Origin of the sequence: Photorhabdus heterorhabditis, assembly GCF_018448905.1 — a bacterium.
Taxonomy (GTDB): Bacteria; Pseudomonadota; Gammaproteobacteria; order Enterobacterales; family Enterobacteriaceae; genus Photorhabdus; species Photorhabdus heterorhabditis.
The window spans coordinates 1-18,376 of the sequence record NZ_RCWA01000031.1 but is presented as its reverse complement, the minus strand read 5'-3'; the positions used below and the strand labels follow the sequence as shown (position 1 = coordinate 18,376).

General features: G+C 41.6%; 17 protein-coding genes, 1 tRNA gene and 1 pseudogene. 14 read left to right on the top strand and 5 right to left on the bottom strand.

Features of this window, described 5'->3' with window-relative positions:
* Positions 1-17: 17 nt before the first annotated feature.
* Positions 18-893, bottom strand: a complete 876-nt coding sequence (gene ispE / locus EAE89_RS17080; RefSeq protein ID WP_054480556.1) for a 4-(cytidine 5'-diphospho)-2-C-methyl-D-erythritol kinase — start codon at positions 891-893, stop codon at positions 18-20.
* On the bottom strand, positions 893-1,534 hold the full coding sequence (gene lolB / locus EAE89_RS17075; protein WP_054480557.1) for a lipoprotein insertase outer membrane protein LolB: 642 nt from the start codon (positions 1,532-1,534) through the stop codon (positions 893-895). The genes ispE and lolB overlap by 1 nt, the downstream gene beginning before the upstream one ends.
* A gap of 256 nt (positions 1,535-1,790) precedes the next feature.
* Between lolB and hemA the strand changes: the two genes are divergently transcribed.
* Genes hemA through kdsA form a run of 5 tightly spaced genes read left to right on the top strand, consistent with a single transcriptional unit; the run spans position 1,791 to position 6,705 of the window.
* Complete coding sequence (hemA, locus tag EAE89_RS17070) at positions 1,791-3,053, top strand: glutamyl-tRNA reductase (protein ID WP_054480558.1); 1,263 nt, start codon at positions 1,791-1,793, stop codon at positions 3,051-3,053.
* A gap of 31 nt (positions 3,054-3,084) precedes the next feature.
* On the top strand, positions 3,085-4,167 hold the full coding sequence (gene prfA, locus EAE89_RS17065) for a peptide chain release factor 1 (RefSeq protein ID WP_214086285.1): 1,083 nt from the start codon (positions 3,085-3,087) through the stop codon (positions 4,165-4,167).
* Positions 4,167-5,015, top strand: coding sequence for a peptide chain release factor N(5)-glutamine methyltransferase (gene prmC, locus EAE89_RS17060; RefSeq protein WP_214086284.1), 849 nt, complete (start codon positions 4,167-4,169; stop codon positions 5,013-5,015). Before prfA ends, prmC begins: the two co-directional genes overlap by 1 nt.
* Complete coding sequence (gene sirB1, locus EAE89_RS17055) at positions 4,999-5,808, top strand: invasion regulator SirB1 (protein ID WP_214086283.1); 810 nt, start codon at positions 4,999-5,001, stop codon at positions 5,806-5,808. Before prmC ends, sirB1 begins: the two co-directional genes overlap by 17 nt.
* A 42-nt stretch (positions 5,809-5,850) precedes the next feature.
* A complete protein-coding gene (kdsA, locus tag EAE89_RS17050) occupies positions 5,851-6,705 on the top strand; it encodes a 3-deoxy-8-phosphooctulonate synthase (RefSeq protein WP_149617371.1) in 855 nt (284 codons plus the stop codon).
* 99 nt (positions 6,706-6,804) lie between these two features.
* Here the strand turns inward: kdsA and dauA are convergent, their stop codons facing one another.
* On the bottom strand, positions 6,805-8,520 hold the full coding sequence (gene dauA / locus EAE89_RS17045) for a C4-dicarboxylic acid transporter DauA (RefSeq protein ID WP_054480582.1): 1,716 nt from the start codon (positions 8,518-8,520) through the stop codon (positions 6,805-6,807).
* A 476-nt stretch (positions 8,521-8,996) separates the two neighbouring features.
* Between dauA and EAE89_RS17040 the strand changes: the two are divergent.
* The 7 genes and pseudogenes from EAE89_RS17040 to luxE form a co-directional block, all read left to right on the top strand.
* A pseudogene (locus EAE89_RS17040) lies at positions 8,997-9,226 on the top strand (PAAR domain-containing protein); the annotation flags it as partial.
* A 74-nt stretch (positions 9,227-9,300) separates the two neighbouring features.
* Positions 9,301-9,426: an S-type pyocin domain-containing protein gene (locus EAE89_RS24425; RefSeq protein WP_214086282.1), complete on the top strand. Its 126-nt coding sequence runs from the start codon at positions 9,301-9,303 to the stop codon at positions 9,424-9,426.
* A gap of 280 nt (positions 9,427-9,706) precedes the next feature.
* On the top strand, positions 9,707-11,149 hold the full coding sequence (gene luxC, locus EAE89_RS17030) for a long-chain-fatty-acyl-CoA reductase LuxC (RefSeq protein WP_054480567.1): 1,443 nt from the start codon (positions 9,707-9,709) through the stop codon (positions 11,147-11,149).
* A 12-nt stretch (positions 11,150-11,161) separates the two neighbouring features.
* On the top strand, positions 11,162-12,085 hold the full coding sequence (locus EAE89_RS17025) for an acyl transferase (RefSeq protein ID WP_054480570.1): 924 nt from the start codon (positions 11,162-11,164) through the stop codon (positions 12,083-12,085).
* A 57-nt stretch (positions 12,086-12,142) separates the two neighbouring features.
* Entirely contained in the window at positions 12,143-13,225 is a 1,083-nt protein-coding gene (gene luxA / locus EAE89_RS17020) for a luciferase subunit alpha (RefSeq protein WP_214086281.1), read from the top strand.
* A gap of 14 nt (positions 13,226-13,239) precedes the next feature.
* A complete protein-coding gene (gene luxB / locus EAE89_RS17015) occupies positions 13,240-14,214 on the top strand; it encodes a luciferase subunit beta (protein ID WP_214086280.1) in 975 nt (324 codons plus the stop codon).
* A gap of 146 nt (positions 14,215-14,360) precedes the next feature.
* Entirely contained in the window at positions 14,361-15,512 is a 1,152-nt protein-coding gene (luxE, locus tag EAE89_RS17010) for a long-chain-fatty-acid--protein ligase LuxE (protein ID WP_244866548.1), read from the top strand.
* A 136-nt stretch (positions 15,513-15,648) separates the two neighbouring features.
* On the opposite strand, the gene EAE89_RS17005 is transcribed toward luxE, so the two are convergent.
* Positions 15,649-15,738: transfer RNA gene (locus EAE89_RS17005), tRNA-Ser, on the bottom strand.
* A gap of 325 nt (positions 15,739-16,063) precedes the next feature.
* Between EAE89_RS17005 and ghrA the strand changes: the two genes are divergently transcribed.
* Both ghrA and EAE89_RS16995 read left to right on the top strand, forming a co-directional pair.
* Positions 16,064-17,005, top strand: coding sequence for a glyoxylate/hydroxypyruvate reductase GhrA (gene ghrA / locus EAE89_RS17000; protein ID WP_149617375.1), 942 nt, complete (start codon positions 16,064-16,066; stop codon positions 17,003-17,005).
* 71 nt (positions 17,006-17,076) lie between these two features.
* Positions 17,077-17,616 (top strand): TorD/DmsD family molecular chaperone, encoded by a 540-nt coding sequence (locus tag EAE89_RS16995; protein ID WP_054480579.1) that lies wholly within the window; start codon positions 17,077-17,079, stop codon positions 17,614-17,616.
* A gap of 55 nt (positions 17,617-17,671) precedes the next feature.
* On the opposite strand, the gene EAE89_RS16990 is transcribed toward EAE89_RS16995, so the two are convergent.
* The gene (locus tag EAE89_RS16990) at positions 17,672-18,235 is read right to left on the bottom strand and encodes a lipoprotein (RefSeq protein WP_149617376.1); all 564 of its coding nucleotides are present in this window, start codon (positions 18,233-18,235) and stop codon (positions 17,672-17,674) included.
* Between the last annotated feature and the right edge of the window lie 141 nt (positions 18,236-18,376).

The following is an 18,376-nucleotide window of genomic DNA, read 5'->3' as shown; positions in this document are numbered from 1 at the left end:
TAAATAACAATATTTATTCATTGGTTCAATAACACGGGTATCCCAGAGCGAAAATTGTGCAAAGGTGAATTGTTTACGCCACGCGCAACAAAACCATGCAACCACTCAGGGGCTTTATTTAACACCTTACGGGCCGATGCTTCTGATTCGAACTCACCGAATATACATGCACCGGTTCCGGTCAGGCGCGACGGCGCGTATTCTAGCAGCCATGAAAGAAGCTGTTCAACCTCACGAAAACGTTTTCTTACAAGAGGTTCACAATCATTTGCGTACGGAGCCTTTAATAATGCGGCCAGAGAGCGAATTGGTGTATCACGTTTTAATTCTGGATCTGTGAAGATGCGCAGGGTTGAGATTTCAATACCAGGGTGAGCAACCAGATACCATTTTTCTTCTGGTTCTGCTATTTGCAGGATTTCACCAATACCTTCTGCAAACGCCGCGTGACCTTTGATAAAGACGGGGACGTCAGCACCAAGACTCACGCCAAGGGTTGCCAGTGTTTCGTCTGTGAAGCCCGTTTGCCAGTGATAATTCAGTGCGATAAGCACAGTAGCGGCATTCGATGAGCCGCCACCTAATCCACCGCCCATTGGCAGACGTTTGCTGATACTGATGTCAGCGCCTTGATGAGCAATGCCAGTGCCATGTTGGTGGCTGTAGGATTGCAATAGACGTGCGGCGCGGATGATCAGGTTGTTATCGTGTTCCACACCCTCTATTGGTGTCAGTAACCGAATTTCATTATCTTGGCGTGGGGTAATTGTAATTTCGTCGCCATAATCAAGAAACTGAAATAGCGTTTGTAATCGGTGGTAGCCATTGGCGTGACGACCGGTGATGTAGAGAAATAGGTTAAGTTTTGCCGGTGAAGGCCAGGTTAATGTCATTATTTTGTGGTCCAGTTATCCATTTTTAGTTTAATGCGGCGATCGCCTTGGGTCAGCTCAAGACGGTTAGGAAGGGCGGGGATCGTTGAGGTATCGTAGGATTGATAATTAACTAACCATGTTTCGCCATTGTGTCGATAACTGACGGTTTTCAATAAATAGCCAGAATCAAGTTTAAAGTCTTTTGCTTCACCGGGCAGACCGGTTATCCAATGGCGCAGATTATCCAGTGGAATATGCATATCGGTGAGTTGATAAATTATCTCTTCAGGATTATCACTGAAATATTTTTTGCCTTGGTTATCTGTTAACTGAGTCATACCGGGTTGAACGATTAGTTCTAATTCAGTACTGCCCAGGGGATTAGTCAGCAATAAACGGTAGCGTTCTGGGTTATATTGATGCCAGAAAAAACGCGCATAAACTTTTTTCTCATTGGTCAGATAAGCAAAAGATCCACGGGTTTGATATTGATTCAATTGCTGTAATTGTTGTGCGCGTGCTTGCCACTGAGGAGAATCAGCGGACCCGGTTCCTACCGGCTGTGTTGTTAATGTACAAGCGGTGAGTAGCACACAAGAGAGTGGCAGTAGGCGGAGTGGTAGTAGGCAGAAGAGTGATAATTTTTTCATTGGCTTCATCGATAATCTCTGTTTAACAGCATGAAAATTTTTACATTACTTAATAATGAAGAATAAAGTATTAATCCAGTTAAATTTCGAAAAAATATTCTGAATAATGATATCAGACGTTGCTGATTGTCTTTTATTGGTCTGGCGTATCAAGTAGAATGCACAGCTTAAGAAGAGTCCTTATTAAGGGTGATGATTTCATCAAATAAAACGTTTTTGCTTTTACGATGAATTGTTTCTCAGCTGATAACTCAATGCAGTTCATATGACTTTGTTAGCACTTGGTATCAACCACAAGACTGCACCTGTATCCCTACGTGAACGGGTGACTTTTTCCCCTGATGCTATTGGGGAGGCACTTGATAACCTTCTCCAGCAACCACTGGTGAGGGGGGGAGTTGTGCTGTCAACCTGCAACCGTACAGAACTTTACCTCAGTGTAGAGCAACAGGATAATCTGTATGAACAGTTAATTAACTGGTTATGTGAATACCATCAGCTTAATCCCAGAGATTTGAGATCCAGTGTTTACTGGCATCACGATAATGAAGCCGTTAGCCACTTGATGAGAGTGGCGAGTGGGCTGGATTCATTGGTACTTGGGGAACCTCAGATTCTTGGGCAAGTGAAGAAAGCATTTGCGGAGTCGCAGCACAGCCAATCCTTATCAAGTGAGTTGGAGCGATTGTTTCAGAAATCATTTTCTGTTGCCAAGCGCGTCAGAACGGAAACTGAGATTGGCTCAAATGCGGTTTCAGTTGCTTTTGCGGCTTGTACATTGGCTCGGCAGATTTTTGAATCACTGTCTGAGCTGAATATTTTGCTGGTAGGTGCGGGTGAAACCATTGAGCTGGCAGCCCGCCACCTGAAAGAGCATCGGGTGCATCATATGATGATCGCTAACAGGACGAAAGAGAAGGCGCAGATATTGGCTAATGAAGTTCAGGCTGAAGTGATTACCTTGCCTGAAATTGATATACGTTTAGCTGAAGCTGATATTGTTATCAGTTCAACCGCTAGCCCTTTGCCCATCATTGGGAAAGGCATGGTTGAACGTGCATTAAAGTTACGCCGTAATCAACCGATGTTGCTGATTGACATTGCAGTTCCCCGTGATATAGAGCCTGATGTGGAAAAACTGAATAATGTCTATCTCTACAGTGTTGACGACTTACAAGCAATTATTCAGCAGAATCTTGCACAACGTAAAGCAGCGGCTATCCAGGCTGAATATATTGTTCAGCAAGAAAGCGGTTATTTTATGGACTGGTTGCGTTCACAAGGAGCGGTAAACTCAATCCGTGAATATCGTAATCAGGCAGAGCGGGTGCGGGCTGAAATGACCGCTAAGGCGTTGTCTGCTATCAACCAGGGGGCTGATATCGAGCAGGTAATAAATCAGTTGACCCATCAATTGACGAACCGCTTGATGCATGCCCCTACCAAATCACTCCAACAGGCTGCCAGTAATGGTGACTTGGAGCGTCTTAATTTATTACGTGACAGCCTTGGGCTGGAACAGAATTAACCATATCTCTGAATAGGGTCTGAAACCACGAATGAAGCCTTCTATTGTTGCTAAATTGGAAGCATTACAAGAACGTCACGAAGAAGTTTTGGCTCATCTCGGTGATGCCAGTGTGATTGCTGATCAGGAACGTTTCCGTGCTTTGTCACGGGAATATGCTCAACTGACTGATGTGACTAATTGTTTTAAGACCTGGCGTACCGTTCAGGATGATCTTAAAGCGGCTGAAATAATGCTTGATGACCCTGAAATGCGGGAAATGGCACAGGAAGAGATCAAGGACGCCAGAGTACGTAATGAGGAGCTGGAGCAGCAGCTGCAATTGCTGCTGTTGCCGAAAGATCCTGATGATGAGCGTAACTGTTTTCTTGAAGTTCGTGCTGGAACCGGTGGTGATGAAGCGGCTATTTTCGCCGGGGATCTGTTTCGTATGTACAGTCGTTATGCGGAATCTCGCCGTTGGAAAATAGAAGTGATGAGCGCCAATGATGGTGAGCACGGTGGTTACAAAGAAATTATTGCAAAAGTTTCTGGTGAACAGGTTTATGGTCATCTGAAATTTGAATCTGGCGGCCATCGTGTTCAGCGTGTACCAGAAACCGAATCACAAGGGCGTATTCACACTTCTGCTTGTACCGTTGCAATTTTGCCGGAGATCCCGGAAGCAGAGTTGCCAGAAATCAGCCCAGGTGATTTGCGTATTGATACGTTCCGTTCATCTGGTGCGGGTGGGCAGCATGTAAACACTACGGATTCAGCAATCCGTATCACGCATATTCCAACTGGCATTGTGGTTGAATGTCAGGATGAACGTTCACAGCATAAAAACAAAGCGAAAGCAATGTCTGTATTGGCGGCACGTATTCGCGCCGCTGAAGTTCGTAAACGTCAAGAGGCAGAAGCTTCTGAGCGCCGTAATTTGCTGGGTTCCGGTGACCGTTCAGATCGCAACCGTACTTATAATTTCCCACAAGGACGGGTGACGGATCACCGCATTAACCTAACGTTGTATCGCCTTGATGAAGTGATGGAAGGAAAATTGGATATGCTTATTCAACCGATTGTTAATGAGTATCAGGCCGATCAATTATCAGCTTTGTCAGAGCAGGATTGATGGATTATCAGGGTTGGCTCAAACAAGCCACAATACAGTTATCAGCAAGTGACAGCCCTAAACGGGATGCAGAGATTTTGTTGGGGGTCGTCACTCGCCATTCCCGGACTTATATACTGGCATTCGGGGAAACTCAGATCTCTCCAGAGCAGTTTAGCCAGCTTGAAACTTTATTAGCTCGCCGGGCAAAAGGTGAACCCATTGCTTATATTACCGGCGAGCGCGAATTCTGGTCGTTGTCATTAAATGTTTCTCCTGCCACATTGATCCCGCGTCCTGATACTGAATGTCTGGTTGAAAAAGCGCTTGAACGGTTACCACTAACATCTTGTCACATTCTGGATTTGGGCACAGGAACGGGGGCGATTGCGTTAGCCATTGCCAGTGAGCGCCCTGATTGTCGGGTTACTGGTGTTGATATCAATCCTGATGCGGTTATGTTGGCACAGGGCAATGCTGAAAAACTGAAAATACAAAATGTGGATTTTCTGGAGAGCAGTTGGTTCTCTTCATTGAATAATCAACAATTTGGTATGATTGTGAGTAATCCACCTTACATAGATCAAGCAGATCCACATTTGTTTCAGGGGGACGTTCGGTTTGAGCCAGAGAGTGCATTAATTGCGGCAAAACAGGGCACCGCTGATCTGAATACGATTATTGATCTAGCGCGTAATTTTTTGTTACCTGATGGATGGTTGTTACTGGAGCATGGTTGGAAACAGGGAGACGTTGTAAGAAGCCTATTCTCTGAGAGTGGTTATCAGCAAGTGGCTACTTTTCAGGATTATGGCGGTAACGAACGAATAACACTTGGCCAATGGAAAAGTGATGAAAGCCATAGCTGATTATGAATTTAATAACGCATCTTTAAGTAGCGGTATCTTGTTAATATCGAGAGCCATTCGTTCTGACTTTCCTCAGCTTTCAGTGGAGATGCAGCTTCAGGCATTGATTGATGAAGCCAGGCAGGAAATATCTCCACAGATGACTATAGAAGAACAACTGGAAAAATTGCTGAAGCTTTTTTATCGAAGTTGGAAATTTGGCGGTGCCAGTGGTGTTTATTGCCTGTCAGATATGTTGTGGTTGGATAAAGTACTGCATTCTCGTCAAGGGTCTCCGGTGGTTTTAGGGATAATTCTTATCCATATTGCTCAGGCTTTAGGACTACCATGTATGCCGGTTGTTTTTCCAACACAATTGATTCTGCGTGTTGATTGCCCGGATAAACCTGTGAGGTTTATTAATCCAATCAATGGCGAAACTTTGAGTGAATACACGCTTGATGTGTGGCTTAAAGGTAATATCAGCCAGACTGCTAAATTAGCGGCGGATGATTTACAGGAAGCCGATAACATCAGCATTGTACGCAAAGTGCTGGATACAATAAAAGTCGCATTAATGGAAGAAGTGCAGATGGAATTGGCGTTGAAAGCCAGTGAAGTTGTTCTGATGTTTGATCCGGATGATCCATATGAAATACGTGATAGAGGGCTGATTTATGCCGAACTTGATTGTACTCATATTGCGGTTTCTGATTTGAATTATTTTGTGGAACACTGTCCAGAGGACCCTGTCGCAGAAATGATCAGAATGCAGATATATTCCATTGAGCAGCAATGTGTTGTGCTGCACTGATTTATCCCGTTAATTTATTTGCCCTTAACAGAAGGTATAAGTATGCAACAGAAAGTGGTTAATATTGGTGATATCAAGGTCGCTAACGATCTGCCGTTTGTTCTCTTTGGTGGTATGAATGTCCTAGAGTCACGGGATTTGGCCATGAGTATTTGTGAGCACTATGTAACAGTGACGCAAAAACTGGGCATTCCTTATGTTTTCAAAGCCTCCTTTGATAAAGCGAACCGATCATCAATTAACTCTTACCGTGGCCCCGGTCTGGAAGAGGGAATGAAGATTTTTCAGGAGCTAAAAAAACAATTCGGTGTGAAAATTATCACTGATGTGCATGAACCCGCACAAGCTCAGCCAGTGGCGGAAGTGGTTGATGTGATTCAACTTCCTGCATTCCTCGCGCGTCAAACTGATCTGGTTGAGGCAATGGCTCGTACTGGAGCGGTGATTAACGTTAAAAAACCACAGTTTATCAGCCCCACTCAGATGGGAAATATTGTCGAAAAATTCAAAGAAGGCGGCAATGATCAGGTGATCTTGTGTGACCGTGGTAGCAATTTTGGTTACGACAATCTGGTTGTGGATATGCTGGGATTCAATGTCATGGCTCAGGCAACCGGGGGGCATCCTGTAATTTTTGATGTGACCCATTCACTGCAATGTCGTGATCCGTTAGGTGCTGCATCAGGTGGCCGTCGTGCTCAGGTTGCTGAACTGGCACGTGCCGGAATGGCGGTTGGTATTGCTGGGCTGTTCCTTGAAGCTCATCCTGATCCAGCGAATGCCCGATGTGATGGCCCATCGGCATTACCGTTGGCGAAACTTGAGCCATTCCTGATTCAAATGAAAGCCATTGATGACGTGGTAAAAGGTTTCCCAGAACTGGATACCAGTAAATAAAGTCGTTTTCTGATGTAACGCATCAAATGATTAATAAGTTTGGCGCTGGATTACAGCGCCATTATTTTGAAAAAAGTTAAATGACTCTTTATCGCGGTTTTAGTTAACTGTTTTGCAATTGAAATGTAATTCTTCCATGGCTTGTGGCAATGTTGCATGGAAACTAAGGTGATTTTCAATGAGTTGAATTCTGGCTCTGACCAGAGTTTTTAACGGCTGGAATGGAATATCACAAACAGCGATATATTTATCTTTTCCCACTTCATCAATAAAGCGCTGGAAAGCATGCAACCCGCCCGCATCCAGTACAGGAACAGCATCCCACTGCATAAGGATCGTCTGATAACCTGCACTTTCTTCTTTTAATTCCGTGAAAATACGCTCAGCCGCAGCGAAGAATAGCGGGCCATTGATCCGAACAACCAATAGGTTTTTGTCTCTATCTGTCTGTGACAATTGGCTAATGCGGGTCATATTGGCGATTCGACGCATGAACAGCAGCGAAGCCAATACGATACCAATCGTAATTGCGATAACCATATCAAACAGCACCGTGAGCGACATACAAAGCACCAGAACAATAATGTCATCCCTTGGCGCGCGGCGAATTAGATCGATAACTTTATGTACTTCGCTCATATTCCAGGCAACTATCAGCAACAGGGCAGACATAGCGGCGAGCGGAAGATAAGAGAGCATGGGAGCTAATACTAATAAAGTCAGTAGAACCAGTAGAGAGTGAACAATAGCTGAAACGGGAGATGTTGCACCGGCTCTGATGTTGGCAGCTGAACGGGCAATTGCTGCGGTGGCGGTAATGCCACCGAAAAAGGGAACGACAATATTTCCCAATCCCTGACCAATCAATTCACTGTTTGAATGGTGCTTTTTGCCTGTCATACCATCCAAAACGACGGCACAGAGCAGCGATTCAATCGCGCCCAACATGGCCATTGAAAAGGCGGCGGGCAATAGGGCTGAAACTGTGGCCCAATTGATATCAATGTTATGGGAACCCGTATCAGGCAAATGCCACGGTAAAACAAATTGAGGCAGGATTGGCGGGATACCTTGGCCTTGTGTGCCATCATTCAGAATATAACTGAACTTAGAACCAATGGTAGCCACATCCTGACCAAATAAACTCATTATTCCCATCACGGCAGATCCTGCGATTAGAGCAGGAAGATGCCCTGGTAATTTTAGCCCTAGCTTAGGCCAATAAATGAGAACTGAAAGGGTAGTCAGGCCGATCAGCGTATCACTCAGATGTAGTGTTGGCAGCGCATGAAATAGAGCGGCAACCTTATTGATATAATTCTCTGGTACATGTTCCAGTTGCAGACCAAAAAAATCTTTGACTTGCATGGTTGCGATAGTGATAGCGATTCCAGAAGTAAAACCCAGTGTGACAGGTAGCGGGATATATTCTATCAGCTTACCAAAACGGGCTAATCCCATTACCAGCAGGATAATGCCCGACATCAACGTCGCAATCAGCAAGCCACTCAGGCCAAATTGTTGAGATACCGGGTAGAGAATGACGACGAAAGCGGCGGTAGGACCGGAGACGCTATAGCGAGAGCCGCCAGTGATTGCAATAACAATACCGGCGATAGCTGCGGTATAAAGCCCATATTGCGGGGCAACACCACTCCCGATAGCTAACGCCATAGCGAGTGGGATGGCGATAATACCGACAGTAATACCGGCAATAATATCTTTAATTAAACGGGTAAAAGAGTATGGTTCTTTCCAACAAGCCTCAATAACAGCACTAAACGGCCGTATGCCGTTCATTCTACGAGTTTTCATCTGTGCATAAGCCAAAAAAATAATAAAAAAAGCAATAAGGGAATCAAAACCCAAATTGCGGTAATAATGCTTTGAGTTCAAAACGATAGTGCTAACCGGGTTAATAGCTTAGCGACAGTAAAATAAAAAGCAAAAGGGAAAGGTAACAATTTGTATTAATTTTTGATTAAAAATTGCATTGATTGCTGACTTATTGGCAACTTAATACTACAGCTGTATTTCCTTTTTCAACAGAAGAGCACGATAGTTTTGCGGACTTGAGTGTTCATTATATGTTTTTATTTTGTTGTAAATAATGAGTTTTTGCCCGCATTTGAGGCGATAAAATCCGCAATTTTCAGAATGTTTCTATATGATTTCTAAGGAAAATCTGACGGATTATTCATCATCTATGTTAACGAATAAACGGTGAGAACATGATGATGATTTCAGTCAGAGCCACTCTCCAACGGGTTAGCCAATGGAGAAGCAAATAGATGGCAATCGGATATTTTTTGCTCGTTGGTGACAAGACCACTTGTGACGGCCAGATTATTACCGGTGACCAAACCATGACATTTAATGGTCGAGCAACCGTGCGTGAAGGGGATAAGGTGACCTGTGCCCCTGTCGTGCCCAGTTCATTAATTCGGAGATGGACAGTTATGAAAAACAGGAGCAGCCTAATCAGCTGACCACCGCGCCGGTTAATATGGAGACGTTAAATTGAAGATGAATTGGCTTAACCAAAAATGGAATAATTAATTGAATTTTTAGCGCGGAGTAATCTCTTTATCTTTTTTGGATAAAGTATGGAACGATATTGAATCGTTACCGATGCTGGAAGAAAAGGATTTCCGCGATTATATTCTGGTTTTTCCTGCTGGTTCAGGCATGAAACCGGTTTATGTGATATATATAACTTAACTTATAAGCCAGATAATAATTTCCATGAATATTATCACGTATAAAAAAATTGAGATTCTTTTAATTTGAAATATTTTTATTTGATTGAAACTTTTTATTAACAAATCTTGTTGATGTGAAAATTTTCGTTTGCTATTTTAACAGATATTGTCAAACGGGAGTTGTGTGTTGATGGTTCACTCAGTCACACTGACAGTCTTAAGCAGAAAGTTGTAGCGTGTTTGCAAGATAGTTAAACAGCAATTTAAGTTGAAATTGCCCTATTAAATGGATGGCAAGTATGACTAAAAAAATTTCATTCATTATTAACGGTCGAGTCGAAATATTTCCTGAAAGTGATGATTTAGTGCAATCCATTAATTTTGGTGATGATAATATTCATTTGCCAATCTTGAATGATTCTCAAGTAAAAAACATTATTGATTATAATGAAAATAATGAATTGCAGTTGCATAACATCATCAACTTTCTCTATACGGTAGGGCAAAGATGGAAAAATGAAGAATATACAAGACGCAGGACATATATTCGTGATCTAAAAAGATATATGGGGTATTCAGCAGAAATGGCTAAGCTAGAGGCCAACTGGATATCTATGATTTTGTGCTCTAAAGGTAGTCTTTATGATATTGTAAAAAATGAACTTGGTTCTCGCCATATTATGGATGAATGGCTACCTCAGGATGAAAGTTATGTTAGAGCTTTTCCGAAAGGAAAGTCCATACATCTGTTGACGGGTAATGTACCATTATCTGGTGTGCTGTCTATATTACGTGCAATTTTAACAAAGAATCAATGCATCATAAAAACTTCATCAACCGATCCTTTTACCGCTAATGCATTAGCATTAAGTTTTATCGATGTGGACCCTCATCATCCGGTAACGCGTTCTTTGTCAGTCATATATTGGCAACATCAAGGTGATATATCACTCGCAAAAGAAATTATGCAACATGCGGATGTTGTTGTCGCTTGGGGAGGAGAAGATGCGATTAATTGGGCGGTAAAGCATGTGCCACCCGATATTGATGTCATTAAGTTTGGTCCTAAGAAGAGTTTTTGCATTATTGATAACCCCGTTGACTTAATATCCGCCGCTACAGGGGCGGCTCATGATGTTTGTTTTTACGATCAGCAAGCTTGCTTTTCCAGCCAAAACATATACTACATGGGAAGTCACTATGAAGAGTTTAAGTTAACGTTGATAGAAAAACTGAACTTATATGCGCATATATTACCCAACACCAAAAAAGATTTTGATGAAAAGGCAGCCTATTCCTTAGTTCAAAAAGAATGTTTATTTGCTGGATTAAAAGTAGAGGTTGATGTTCATCAGCGCTGGATGGTTATTGAGTCAAATGCAGGTGTGGAACTTAATCAACCACTTGGCAGATGTGTGTACCTTCATCACGTCGATAATATTGAGCAAATATTGCCTTATGTGCGAAAAAATAAAACGCAAACCATATCTGTTTTTCCTTGGGAGGCCGCGCTTAAGTATCGAGATGCATTAGCATTAAAAGGTGCAGAAAGGATTGTAGAAGCAGGAATGAATAACATATTTCGAGTTGGTGGCGCCCATGACGGAATGAGACCGTTACAACGATTAGTGACATATATTTCTCATGAAAGACCATCCCACTATACTTCTAAGGATGTTGCGGTTGAAATAGAACAGACTCGATTCCTGGAAGAAGATAAGTTCCTGGTATTTGTCCCATAATAGGTAAAAAATATGGAAAATAAATCCAGATATAAAACCATCGACCATATTATTGGTGTTGAAGAAAATAAAGAAATTCATGTCTGGGAGACGCTGCCAAAAGAAAATAGTCCAAAGAGAAAGAATACCCTTATTATTGCATCGGGTTTTGCCCGCAGGATGGATCATTTTGCGGGGCTGGCAGAATATTTGTCGCAGAATGGATTTCATGTGATCCGTTATGATTCTCTTCACCACGTTGGATTAAGTTCAGGGACAATTGATGAATTTACCATGTCTATAGGAAAACAGAGTTTGTTAGCCGTAGTTGATTGGTTAAATACCCGAAACATAAATAACCTCGGTATGCTGGCTTCAAGCTTATCTGCGCGGATAGCTTATGCCAGTCTATCTGAAATCCATGTTTCGTTTTTAATCACTGCGGTCGGTGTGGTTAATTTAAGATATACTCTTGAAAGAGCTTTAGGATTTGATTATCTCAGCTTACCCATTGATGAATTGCCAGATAATTTAGATTTTGAAGGCCATAAATTGGGTGCTGAGGTTTTTGCGAGAGATTGCTTTGATTCTGGCTGGGAAGATTTAACTTCTACAATTAATAGCATGATGCATCTTGATGTACCGTTTATTGCTTTTACTGCAAATAATGACGATTGGGTAAAGCAAGATGAAGTGATTACATTACTATCAAGCATGGGTAGTCAGCAATGCAAGATATATTCTTTACTAGGAAGCTCACATGATTTGGGTGAGAACTTAGTGGTCCTGCGCAATTTTTATCAATCGGTTACGAAAGCCGCTATCGCAATGGATAATGGTCGTCTGGATATTGATGTCGATATTATTGAACCGTCATTCGAACATTTAACCATTGCGGCAGTCAATGAACGTCGAATGAAAATTGAAATTGAAAATCAAGCAATTGCGCTGTCTTAAAACCTATTGAGATAGATGGTTAATTCTATCACTCAAATAGAAATATAAGGACTCTCTATGAAATTTGGAAACTTTTTGCTTACATACCAACCCCCCCAATTTTCTCAAACAGAGGTAATGAAACGGTTGGTTAAATTAGGCCGCGTTTCTGAGGAATGCGGTTTTGATACCGTATGGTTACTTGAGCATCATTTCACGGAGTTTGGTTTGCTTGGTAACCCTTATGTGGCTGCTGCTTATTTACTTGGTGCAACCAAGAAATTGAATGTAGGGACTGCGGCTATTGTTCTCCCCACCGCTCATCCAGCACGCCAACTTGAAGATGTGAATCTGCTGGATCAAATGTCAAAAGGACGATTTCGGTTTGGTATTTGTCGGGGGCTTTACAATAAAGATTTTCGCGTATTTGGTACAGATATGAATAACAGTCGCGCCTTAATGGAGTGCTGGTATCGGTTGATACGAAATGGAATGACAGAGGGATATATGGAAGCCGACAACGAACATATCAAGTTCCATAAGGTAAAAGTGCTGCCGACGACATATAGTCAAGGTGGTGCACCTATTTATGTCGTTGCTGAATCTGCTTCTACGACTGAATGGGCCGCTCAACATGGTTTACCGATGATTTTAAGTTGGATTATAAATACTAACGAAAAGAAAGCACAAATTGAGCTTTATAACGAGGTAGCTCAAGAATATGGGCACGATATTCATAATATCGACCATTGCTTATCATATATAACATCTATAGATCATGATTCAATGAAAGCGAAAGAAATTTGCCGGAATTTTCTGGGACATTGGTATGACTCCTATGTTAATGCCACGACCATTTTTGATGATTCAGACAAAACAAAGGGTTATGATTTTAATAAAGGACAATGGCGCGATTTTGTCTTAAAAGGACATAAAAATACTAATCGTCGCGTTGATTACAGCTACGAAATCAATCCTGTGGGAACTCCGCAGGAATGTATTGATATAATTCAAACAGACATTGATGCCACAGGAATATCAAATATTTGTTGTGGGTTTGAAGCTAATGGAACAGTGGATGAAATTATTGCTTCCATGAAGCTCTTCCAGTCTGGTGTGATGCCGTTTCTTAAAGAAAAACAACGTTCGCTATTATATTAGCTAAGGAAAATAAAATGAAATTTGGATTGTTCTTCCTTAACTTGATCAATTCAACAACTGTTCAAGAGCAAAGTATAGCTCGCATGCAGGAAATAACAGAATATGTCGATAAATTGAATTTTAAACAGATTTTGGTGTGTGAAAATCATTTTTCAGATAATGGCGTTGTCGGCGCTCCTCTGACTGTTTCTGGTTTTTTACTTGGCCTGACAGAAAAGATTAAAATTGGTTCATTGAACCATATCATTACAACTCATCATCCTGTCCGCATAGCGGAGGAAGCGTGCTTATTGGATCAGTTAAGCGAAGGAAGATTTATTTTAGGATTTAGTGATTGTGAAAAAAAGGATGAAATGCATTTTTTTAATCGCCCTGAACAATATCAGCAGCAATTATTTGAAGAGTGCTATGAAATTATTAACGATGCGTTAACAACAGGTTATTGTAATCCAGATAACGATTTTTATAATTTCCCCAAAATATCTGTAAACCCCCATGCTTATACGCAAGGCGGACCTCGGAAATATGTAACAGCAACAAGTCATCATGTTGTTGAGTGGGCTGCGAAAAAAGGCATTCCTCTAATCTTTAAGTGGGATGATTCCAATGATGTTAAACATGAATATGCGGAAAGATATCAAGCTATAGCAGATAAATATGGTATTGACCTGTCAGAAATAGACCATCAGTTAATGATATTGGTTAACTATAACGAAGATAGTAAGAAAGCTAAAGAAGAAACGCGTGCATTTATTAGTGATTATGTTCTTGAAATGCACCCTAATGAAAATTTCGAAAAGAAACTTGAAGAAATAATTACAGAAAACGCTATCGGTAATTATATGGAGTGCATAGCTTCGGCTAAATTGGCAATTGAAAAATGTGGTGCAAAAGACATATTATTGTCCTTTGAATCAATGAATGACTTTACGCATCAAATAAACACAATTGATATTGTTAATGATAATATTAAGAAGTATCACATGTAATAAAAGGGTATGGCAGTAACTCTGCCATACTCTTTAATATTATACGCTATGGATTTCAAGATGCATCGAGACGGTAAGGGAGCGAATCCCCGGGAGCATATAGCAAATTCTGTGACCGGGGTGAGTGCAGCCAACAAAGAGGCAACTTGAAAGATAACGGGTATAGCTACCGAGGTAAAACAGGTATGACTTCATATGTTGATAAACAAGAAATCACAGCAAGCTCAGAAATTGATGATTTGATTTTTTCGAGTGATCCCTTAGCCTGGTCTTACGATAAACAGGAAAAGATCAGAAAAAAACTTGTGCTTGATGCGTTTCGTAATCACTATAAACATTGTCAGGAATACCGTCACTACTGTCAGGCACATAAAGTAGATGACAATATGACGGAAATTGATGACATACCTGTATTCCCAACATCAGTTTTTAAGTTTACTCGCTTATTAACTTCTAAGGAGAACGAAATTGAAAGTTGGTTTACTAGTAGTGGGACGAATGGTTTAAAAAGTCAGGTGCCACGTGACAGACTAAGTATTGAGAGACTTTTAGGCTCTGTGAGTTATGGCATGAAATATATTGGTAGTTGGTTTGATCATCAAATGGAATTGGTCAATCTGGGACCAGATAGATTTAATGCTCATAATATTTGGTTTAAATATGTTATGAGCCTGGTAGAATTGTTATATCCTACATCATTCACCGTAACAGAAGAGCGCATAGATTTTGTTCAGACATTAAATAGTCTTGAGCGAATACAACGTCAAGGGAAAGATATTTGTCTTATTGGTTCGCCGTACTTTATTTATTTGCTTTGCCGTTATATGAAAGATAAAAATATCTCATTCTCTGGAGATAAAAGTCTTTATATCATCACGGGGGGAGGCTGGAAAAATCACGAAAAAGAGTCTTTGAAACGTGACGACTTTAATCATCTTTTATTCGACACATTCAACCTCGATAATATTAGCCAGATCCGTGATACCTTTAATCAAGTTGAACTCAACACTTGTTTCTTTGAAGATGAGATGCAACGTAAACATGTTCCGCCGTGGGTATATGCGCGAGCACTTGATCCTGAAACATTGAAACCGGTACCGGATGGAATGCCGGGTTTGATGAGTTATATGGATGCGTCATCAACGAGTTACCCGGCATTTATTGTTACCGATGATATCGGGATAATTAGCAGAGAATATGATAAGTATCCTGGTGTACTGGTTGAAATTTTACGTCGCGTTAATACGAGGACACAAAAAGGTTGTGCTTTAAGCTTAACTGAAGCATTTGGTCGTTGACTCTTTTGCTTAATGACTTGTGCGATAAACTCACTAACGTTTTGTCAAACCCTGACGAGGGTTCTCGACCCTCCCTGCATCGGAGGTATATGCAATAAAAAAGCCCAGGTGGTGAACCTGAGCTTTCTTTCAAATTTGGCGGTGAGAGAGGGGTTCGAACCCTCGATACGTTTTCACGTATACACACTTTCCAGGCGTGCTCCTTCAGCCTCTCGGACACCTCACCATGTTTTTTCATTCCAGTAACTTTGTTTAACATCGTCGCTGCAACGGGGCGCTACTATAGGGAAAAGCGTTACAAGCGTCAACACTCTTCTGATATTTTTCTTTGGTTTTTTGATTGGTTAGCGAAATAAACGCCAATTCGATGAATTGATATCCATCTGATGACGCCGAAATAGTTAGATTCAAGTCTTTTAATAAGAAAAAAATGAATTCGTTAACTACTTAACATTCTCAAAATTTTCGTAATGACGATTAACAAAGGGACTTGCAACCTACTGTTAATCAGATAACCCTGTATGAAAAAAATAAGATGAGGATAAACAGTCATGGAGATTATCTTTTACCACCCTTTTTTTGATGCCAATCAGTGGATTCAAGGCATGCAACAACGACTGCCGAATATTAATATCCGTCAATGGAAACGCGGTGATAATCAGCACGCAGATTATGCAATGGTTTGGTTGCCACCCTATGAAATGCTGGCAAATCGCTCTGGGTTGAAGGGGATTTTTGCATTAGGTGCCGGTGTAGAAGCGATTTTAAAACAGGAACAGCAAAAACCAGGAACATTACCCGCCGGTGTGCCACTGATGCGGCTTGAAGATGCAGGCATGGGGCTGCAAATGAAGGAGTATGCAGTAGCAACGGTTTTACACTATTTGCGACGCATGGATGAGTATAAGTTGCAACAGGGGCTGCGTGTGTGGAAGCAATTTGAGCCACATGATCGCAAAGATTTTGTCGTAGGTGTACTAGGCGCGGGTGTTTTAGGAAGTGATGTCGCAGAAACATTGGCTGAATGGGGGCTTGCTGTCCGTTGTTGGAGCCGTACTCCAAAGCAGATTAATAAGGTAGAAAGTTTTCACGGTAAAGATCAATTGGGCGATTTTCTCTCAGGGAGTAAGGTGCTTATCAATCTGCTACCAGATACACCAAAAACCCGAGGTATTCTGAATTTATCGTTGTTCAGTCAGTTAAAACCAGGTTCTTATCTGATTAATATCGCGCGAGGTTCCCATTTGATAGAACATGATCTGTTGGTGGCAATCAATAAAGGCTATATTTCAGGGGCTTCATTGGATGTATTTGTTGAGGAACCTTTACCGGAAATGCATCCGTTTTGGACTCATCCTCGTATAACGGTTACTCCACATGTTGCTGCTATTACTATTCCTGATATTGCTATGAATACGATTAGTGAAAATATTCAGCGAATTGAAAAAGGTGAATTACCAACCGGTGTTGTGGATATGGAATTGGGATATTAATCACGTCTCTTTACAGTAGGGACGGTTATTAGGGACAATAGCGGCAAAATAGCTATTTTTTGGAAACTGAGATGAATGAATTTTCAATTGTTTGCCGTATCTTAGGCTCTTTATTTAATCGCCAGCCACAAGATGCCGTTCTGGAACCTCTTCTGACGATGATTGCAGAAGGTAAATTGAAGCAGTCTTGGCCATTGGAACAGGATGCGTTGCTGGATCGTTTGCAACAAGATTGTGATCTACCAGCAATGCAAGCTGATTATATCGCACTGTTTTGTGGAGATGATGCCAGTGTATCTGGTCGTCGTTCTGGCTATACCGGTGAGAGTGAAGATGGTGTTTGTCAATTTCTGATTGAACGGGGTATGCCATTGTCAGATGCGCCGTCCGATCAGTTTGGATCTCTGCTATTAGCCGCGTCATGGCTGGAAGATAAGGCAGCAGAGGATGAGGTTCAGGGGCAGATTGCGCTGTTTGATGAATATCTTCTGCCGTGGTGTGGGCAATTTTTAGGAAAAGTGGAAGCCCATGCGACAACGGGTTTTTATCGGACACTCGCAATCATTACCCGCGAAGCATTGCAGGCGTTAAGAGAAGAGTTAGACGCTTGATTTTGAAATGATAAAGAGGCAAATAATGTTCAATTATTTGCCTCTTTTATGAAAATTATTTATCGGTAAGTGTAATAACAAATTTGCCAGGTTTGATTTCTAACCCTTTTGCCAATTTTTTGGCGGCGGCTTCAGCTTTACTGTGATCGGGTTTCAATACATAAACCGGGTTAGTATCAAAGAAAGCGCTAAGTGATTTGTTCAAGTAAGGAACCAGTGCGTTAACCGGTTTTTCCATTTTTTCCGGTGTGATTTGGTAATCAATGACTTCTAACGCTTTCAGAAAAATAGCCCCTTTTTCTGGATCAAATACAGGTTGGGCTTTTAGTGTTAACTTCATATCGGCTTTTGCCGGGCCAAGCAGGGATGTAATATTGACTTCTGCGCGGCCAGTTAATGCTATTTTGTCTGGTTCTGCCCGGCCAATTTGGCTGGAAAGTTCTGTTAATTTTATATCTGCATTAGCAAGACCATGTAATTCAATCTTTTTCTGGTAATGAACATGTTTCACCAGATAGTCATTGATCAGCTCTTCGCTGATACTGATATCTTTGAATTGATCGCAACCACTGATTAACCCCGCTAGCAGCAATACTGCCCCCAAGAAAAATTTTCTCATATCGACTCCTTTATTTTAGCGAAAAACGCCGTAAACCCTTGCCCAGTGCGGGCGGGGATATAAGGCGAAAAGCCCGTGGGGCTTTCAAGAACACTCAGGCGTTGACTGACTCTGAACGTAGGCTCTGAGTGTTTCGAGCGT